This window comes from Halorubrum sp. GN11_10-6_MGM (assembly GCF_005435165.1).
GTDB lineage: Archaea > Halobacteriota > Halobacteria > Halobacteriales > Haloferacaceae > Halorubrum.
In genome coordinates this window covers 34,161-40,364 of record NZ_SGUC01000027.1, presented here as the reverse complement: position 1 = coordinate 40,364, position 6,204 = coordinate 34,161, and the positions used below count along the sequence as shown (strand labels likewise).

The following is a 6,204-nucleotide window of genomic DNA, read 5'->3' as shown; positions in this document are numbered from 1 at the left end:
GGCGTCGAGCACGGCCAAGCGGGGGCGTCGACGGGGGCCGAGCGAGAGCGTCGAGTGAGGTGTCGGTCCCGGAACCGCGGTTCGCCGAGGGAAAGAGTTGGGTTCGTCGGGCGACAACTCCACCGTAGGATCCCCCGTGAGCGACCAGAACTCCGACGCGCCCGCGGAACAGAAGACGTCGCGGACGATCCTCGACTCCATCCTCGACAGCGCGCTCCACGAGATGAACCGCGAGCGGTCCGGGCTGCTGCTCTCCGGGCTGTCGGCCGGGCTCGACATCGGGTTCGGCCCGCTGTTGATGGCCGTCGTGCTGACGCTCTCGCCGGGCGGATACGGTGACCTCGGCACCGAACTGCTGCTCGCGACCGTCTACTCCGTCGGCTTCGTCTTCGTCATCCTGGGTCGCTCGGAGCTGTTCACGGAACACACGATGCTGGCGGTGATCCCCGTGATGGACGGGCAGGCCTCGCTCGGCCAACTGGGTCGCCTCTGGGGGCTGGTGTACGCGGGGAACCTGCTCGGCGGGCTGTCGTTCGCCCTGCTCGCGACCCTCCTGACGCCCGGGCTCGGCGTCGTCGAGGCGGCGGCCTTCGAGGCGATCGCGCTCAAGCTGGTGACCCACGACCTCCAGTGGCTGTTCGTCGGCGGCGTGTTCGCCGGCTGGCTGATGGGCCTGCTCGCGTGGCTCATCACCGCCGCAGAGGAGACGACGGGCCGCCTGCTCTTCGTGTTCATCGTCACTGGCACCATCGGACTGCTCCACCTGCCGCACTCGATCGCCGGCAACGTCGAGGTGCTGTTCGGGCTGTTCGTCTCGCCCGCGATCACGGTGGCCGACTACCTCGCGTTCCTCGCGCTCGCGACCGTCGGCAACGCCGTCGGCGGCGGCGTCTTCGTCGCCGCGCTGAAGTACGGCCACGTGGTTCGCGGCGCCGACTGAGCGGGCGCCACGCCGCTCGCGGTCGCGGATTGAACGGACGGGGACCGAGCGGTCACTGCCCCGGCTTGTACTCTCCGAACTCGTCGCGGAGCACGTCCGATATCTCCTGGACCGTCGCGTACGCCTTCACCGCGTCGACCACGTGGGGCATCACGTTCTCGGACCCCTGCGCGGTCTCGCGGAGCCCGGCGAGGGCGTCCTCGACCGCGTCGTCGTCGCGGTCGGCCTTCACCTCGTTCAGGCGGTCGCGCTGGTTCTGCTCCTGCTCGGGGTCGACCTCCTCTAAGTCCATCTCCGGCTCCTCGTCCACCTCGTACTCGTTGACGCCGACGATGATCCGCTCGCCGTCCTCGATCTCCTGTTGGCGCTCGAAGGCGACGTCTTGGATCTGTCGCTGAACCCACCCGCTCTCGACGGCCTCAAGCATTCCGCCGCGGCGGTCGACCTCGTCGAGGATCTCGAAGGCGTCCTCCTCGATCCCGTCGGTGAGGCTCTCGACGTAGTACGAGCCCGCGAGCGGGTCGATCGTGTCGGCCGCGCCCGACTCGTGGGCGAGGATCTGCTGCGTGCGGAGCGCGGTCCTGACCGACTTCTCGGTCGGCAGCGCGAGCGCCTCGTCTTTCCCGTTCGTGTGGAGGCTCTGGGTGCCGCCGAGCACCGCCGCGAGCGCCTGATAGGAGACGCGGACGACGTTGTTCTCGATCTGCTGGGCCGTGAGCGTCGAGCCGCCGGTCTGGGTGTGGAACTTCAGCTGCTTCGATTTGGGGTTCTCCGCGCCGAACCGCTCCTCCATGATCTGCGCCCACATCCGCCGGGCGGCGCGGAACTTCGCGGCCTCCTCGAAGATGTTGTTGTGGGCGTTGAAGAAGAAGGAGAGCTGCGGGGCGAACTCGTCGACATCGAGCCCGGCGTCGACGGCGGCCTCGACGTACTCGATCCCGTTACCGAGCGTGAAGGCGATCTCTTGGGCCGCGGTCGAGCCCGCCTCGCGGATGTGGTACCCCGAGATGGAGATGGTGTTGAACTTCGGCGTCTCGGCCGCACAGAACTCGAAGATGTCCGTTATCAGCCGCATCGACTGCTTCGGCGGGTAGATGTAGAGGTTCCGCGCGATGTACTCCTTCATGATGTCGTTCTGGATCGTCCCCCGGAGCTGGTCGCGCGGGACCCCCTGCTCGTCGCCCATCGCGACGTACATCGCGAGGAGGACGGCCGCGGGGGCGTTGATCGTCATCGACGTGGACACCTCGTCGAGCGGAATGGAGTCGAAGACGGTCTCGAAGTCGTCGAGGGTGTCGATGGCGACGCCGGAGCGCCCGACCTCCCCCTCGGCCATCGCGGCGTCGGAGTCGTACCCCATCTGCGTCGGGAGGTCGAACGCCATCGAGAGGCCGGACGACCCCTCGTCGATGAGGTAGCGGAACCGCTCGTTGGTCTCCGCGGCGGTGCCCATCCCGGCGTACTGGCGCATCGTCCAGAGCCGCCCGCGGTGCATCGTGGAGTAGACGCCGCGGGTGTACGGCTCCTCGCCGGGATAGCCGAGGTCCTCGCGGTAGTCCGTCTCGACGTCCGCGGGCGTGTAGAGTGGCTCCACCTCTTGGCCCCCGGTGTCGGTGGTGAACGCCTCTTCTCGCTCGCCGAACCGGTCGACCGTCTCGCCGTAGGTACCGTCCTCCCACGACTCCTTGGCCTCCCGGATCGCGGCGAGTTCCTCAGGGTCGTACATTATCGAACTGGTCGACCGAGCGCGACTTAACAGTTTTCAGGGCGGTGTCGATCGGGTCCCCGCCCCGGCCGCGGTCGGCGGTCCGATTTAAGTACCGTCCGTGCGAAAACGGGGTATGGACGTGCTCACGGACACCGCACGCCGGTTCCTCGCCGCGACGGCGCCGGAGCACACGCCGGTCCAGTCGGAGATGGCCGACCTCGCGGACGAGTGGGGGTTCCCGATCGTCGGTCCCGAGGCGGGAGCGGTCTGCCGCCTGCTCGCGCGGCTGACGGACGCGGGGCGCGTCTTCGAGTTCGGCTCCGGGTTCGGCTACTCCGCCACGTGGTTCCTCCGCGGCGGCGCCGATCACGTGACGTGCACCGAGTTCGACGTCGACGAGGCCGAGCGCGGCGTGGCGTTCGCCGCCGATCACGGGTACGCCGACCGCGTCACCTTCGAGGTCGGCGACGCGATGGAGACGGTCGAACGGTACGACGGCCCCTTCGACGTCGCCCTGATCGACCACCAGAAGGAACGGTACGTCGACGCCTACCGGGCGGTCCTCCCGAAGGTCAGGTCCGGCGGCGTGATAGTCGCCGACAACGTCACGCGCGGTCCGATCGACTTCGAGACGCTCGTCGCACACTTCGAGGCGGGCGACCCGCTCCCGGACGCCGCGGTCGACGCGGAGACCCGGGGTATCGGCGAGTACCTCGGAACCGTCCGGTCCGACGACGCCGTCGAGACCGCGATCCTCCCGGTCGGATCCGGGCTCGCCGTCTCGACGGTGGTCCGGTGAGCGGGAGCGAAACGGTTATCATGTCGAATATGAAACATCTGTTGAAATGAGCGGAGCGACGGACTCGGACGGCGCCGGCGCCGCGCGAGAGGCCTCGTCGCTCCGGGTGCTTGTCGTCGACGACGAACCGGGGCTCGCCGACGTGGCGGCGTCGATGCTGGAGGAGCGCGACCCCCGGATCGACGCGACGCCGGTCGAGGGGGCGACGGCCGCGCTCGACGCGCTCTCCGCGTCGTCGTTCGACTGCGTCGTCTCGGACTACCAGATGCCCGAGGCGGACGGTATCGAACTGCTCCGGGCCGTCCGCGACCGCCACGGCGGGATCCCGTTCGTGCTGTTCACCGGGGAGGGCTCCGAGGCGGTGGCCAGCGAGGCGGTCTCCGCGGGCGTCGACGAGTACCTCCGCAAGGGGGAGACGACCGACCGCTACGCGAGGCTCGCCGAGGCCGTCGACGGGGCCGTCGACGGCGCGCACGGCGATCGGCGGCTGACGGCCCACCTCGACCGGATCAGCGACGCCTTCTGCGAGGTCGACCGCGAGTGGCGGGTGACGTACCTCAACGAACGCGCGAGGGCGCTGATCGACCTCGACGCTGACGACCTCATCGGGGAGCGGATCTGGGACCTCTTCCCGGGGACCGCCGACACCGAGGGCGAGGCCGCGCTCCGCGAGGCCGCGGCGACCGGCGAGCCGGTGCGGTTCGAACAGCACGTCGACCGGCTCGACGCCGACCTCGTCGTGAACGGCTATCCCACCGGACGGGGGCTCGCGCTGTACTTCCGCGACGTGACGGAGAAGCGGCGGCGCGAGCGCGAGCTCCGGGAGGTCTCCGAGCGGCTCCAGTTAGCCGTCGAAGGGGCCGACGTCGGCGTCTGGGACTGGAACGTTCAGACCGACGAGGTGCGGTTCGACGAGCGCTGGGCCGCGATGCTCGGCCACGAGGTCGACGCGATCGACTTCGAGTTGTCGGCGTGGGAGGACCGGGTCCACCCGGACGACATTGACGAGGCTTGGAACGCCATCGAGGCGCACTTCGACGGCGAGGCGGACCTCTACCAGTCCGACTTCCGGATGCGGACGAAGTCGGGCGACTGGAAGTGGATCCGCGACCGCGGGCGGGTGGTCGAGCGGGACGAGGATGGCGCCCCGCTCCGCGCCGTCGGCATCCACATCGACGTCACCGAGGAGAAAGAGCGGGAGCGCGAGCTCGAACGGTATCGGCGGCTCGTCGACGAGCTGCCCGAATCGGTGTGTATCTACGACGCCGACGGTCGCTTCGAGCTGGTGAACGACCACCTCGCCGACGTGTACGGGGTCGACCCGGAGGAGCTCGTCGGGCGGAACAGCCGTCTCGTCGAACAGATCAGAGAGACGGACGACGGCGACCGATTCGCCGCGCTCGTCGACGGGGACCGCGAGTCGCTGACCGGGACGGCCGAGATCGACCTCCCGACGCAGTCCGACGTCATCGTCGACTACGGTCTGACTCGCCTCGTCATCGACGGGGAGTTCGACGGGGTGCTCGGCATCTCTCGCGACGTGACCGAGGACCGTCGGCGACAGCGGCGGCTCGAACGCACCTCCGCGCGGCTGGAGGCGCTGTTCGAGCGCTCGCCTGACATGATCGACATCCACGACGAGGCGGGGGAGATAATCGACGCCAACCGCGCGTTGACGGAGGCCCTCGGCTACGACCGCGACGAGGTGGTCGGCATGGACGTCTGGGAGCTCGACACCGAACTCGAACCGGAGGTGGGTCGGAATCTCTGGGACAGTCTGGAGGTCGACGAGACGGTCCGGCTGGAGACGACGTTCGCCCGCGCCGACGGCTCGACGTTCCCCGTCGAGGTCCACGTCAGGCGGATCGACGTTCAGGGCGAGGACCGGTTCCTAGCGAGCAGCCGCGACATCTCCGAGCGGAAGGCGTACGAGCGCCGGATCGAACGCGAGAACGAGCGACTCGACGAGTTCGCGAGTATCGTCTCTCACGACCTCCGGAACCCCCTCAACGTCCTCTCGGGATATCTCCGGCTCGCCCGCGAGACGGGGACGGACTCGTACTTCGACCGGTGTGACCGCGCGCTCGACGAGATGGAGCGGCTGATCGAGGACGTCCTCGCGCTCGCCAAGCAGGGCGAGGCGGTCGGCTCGTTCGAGCGCGTCCACCTCGGCGATCTGGCCGCCCGCTACAGCGACGACGCGTTCGGCTCGGCCGACGGCGAGGACCCGTTCGGCGGCGATGACGCCGCAGAGACCGAGGGGACGGAGCCCTCGATCGACGTCGTCATCGAGGCGGACTGCGAGGTCTGCGCCGACCCGGGACGGATCGGACAGCTGCTCGGGAACCTGTTCCGCAACGCCGACGAACACGGCGGCGAGCGCGTCGTCGTCGGCGACCTTCCGGACGGGTTCTACGTCGCCGACGACGGCCCGGGGATCGACGCCGACGAGCGGGATCAAGTGTTCGAGAACGGCTACACGACCTCCGACACGGGGACCGGTTTCGGGCTCTCGATCGTCCAGCGCATCGCCGAGGCGCACGGCTGGGACGTCGCGGTCACGGAGGGGGACGGTGGCGGCGCCCGGTTCGAGTTCACCGGCGTCGATCGGCCGGGACCGGGGCCCGAGGAGCCGGGACCGTCCGCCGAGGAGTTGGGGTCGGCCGCCGAGAAACCTGAACCGCCCGCCGAGGAACCGGATTCGTCTCTCGAAGAGACCGAAGCCCCCGACTGATCGGGCGAGTGTCGGGGAGAAAC

Annotated in this window: 4 protein-coding genes; 3 read left to right on the top strand and 1 reads right to left on the bottom strand. The window is 69.2% G+C overall.

Annotated features, from left to right (window positions below; translation table 11 throughout):
• Positions 1 to 136 precede the first annotated feature (136 nt).
• Positions 137 to 940 carry a formate/nitrite transporter family protein gene (locus tag EXE46_RS12440; protein ID WP_137688712.1) on the top strand — a complete coding sequence of 268 codons (804 nt, stop codon included), beginning with the start codon at positions 137 to 139 and terminating at the stop codon, positions 938 to 940.
• A 52-nt stretch (positions 941 to 992) separates the two neighbouring features.
• Here the strand turns inward: EXE46_RS12440 and EXE46_RS12435 are convergent, their stop codons facing one another.
• Positions 993 to 2,666 (bottom strand): methylmalonyl-CoA mutase, encoded by a 1,674-nt coding sequence (locus EXE46_RS12435; protein ID WP_137688711.1) that lies wholly within the window; start codon positions 2,664 to 2,666, stop codon positions 993 to 995.
• A 115-nt stretch (positions 2,667 to 2,781) separates the two neighbouring features.
• On the opposite strand from EXE46_RS12435, the gene EXE46_RS12430 reads away from it, so the two are divergent.
• Together EXE46_RS12430 and EXE46_RS12425 are read left to right on the top strand one after the other, a co-directional pair.
• The gene (locus EXE46_RS12430; protein WP_137688710.1) at positions 2,782 to 3,447 is read left to right on the top strand and encodes an O-methyltransferase; all 666 of its coding nucleotides are present in this window, start codon (positions 2,782 to 2,784) and stop codon (positions 3,445 to 3,447) included.
• 46 nt (positions 3,448 to 3,493) lie between these two features.
• A complete protein-coding gene (locus tag EXE46_RS12425) occupies positions 3,494 to 6,181 on the top strand; it encodes a PAS domain S-box protein (RefSeq protein ID WP_137688709.1) in 2,688 nt (895 codons plus the stop codon).
• The last annotated feature ends 23 nt before the right edge of the window (positions 6,182 to 6,204 follow it).

Excerpts from the sequence above, each read along its gene's own strand:
- EXE46_RS12435 (WP_137688711.1), bottom strand. The coding sequence starts at position 2,666 with ATGTACGACCCTGAGGAACTCGCCGCGATCCGGGAGGCCAAGGAGTCG.
- EXE46_RS12430 (WP_137688710.1), top strand. The coding sequence starts at position 2,782 with ATGGACGTGCTCACGGACACCGCACGCCGGTTCCTCGCCGCGACGGCG.
- EXE46_RS12425 (WP_137688709.1), top strand. The coding sequence starts at position 3,494 with ATGAGCGGAGCGACGGACTCGGACGGCGCCGGCGCCGCGCGAGAGGCC.